At 65.8% G+C, this 234-nt stretch carries 1 protein-coding gene; it reads right to left on the bottom strand.

Annotated elements, in window-relative coordinates:
• Positions 1-176: helix-turn-helix domain-containing protein (locus AC1RPN_RS09235; RefSeq protein WP_481763886.1), on the bottom strand; the 176-nt coding region annotated here is incomplete at its 3' end.
• Between the last annotated feature and the right edge of the window lie 58 nt (positions 177-234).

Genomic DNA, 234 nt, shown 5'->3' with positions numbered 1-234 from the left:
GAGGGCAGGTCCGCCATCGGCAGACCAGCCCGGGATCGGTCGACCCAGCGTTTCACCGTCGCAGGTGAGCACTGGAACCGCTCCGCCGCCCGCCGAAGTGACCAACCGCGATCCTCGACGAGCTGAACAAGACGGCGACGCCCCTCCGGCGTCAAGGGTGCATTAGCGTGAGTCACGAAGACCTCCGTGTGACGACTGGTGTGTGGTAACCCACATCGTCCCGGAGGTCTTCGC

The sequence above is a fragment of the Dellaglioa sp. CoH-57-MRSF-20 genome (genome assembly GCF_056781955.1).
Note: the sequence above shows the minus strand (reverse complement) of the source record. Positions and strands in the feature narration are given on the sequence as shown.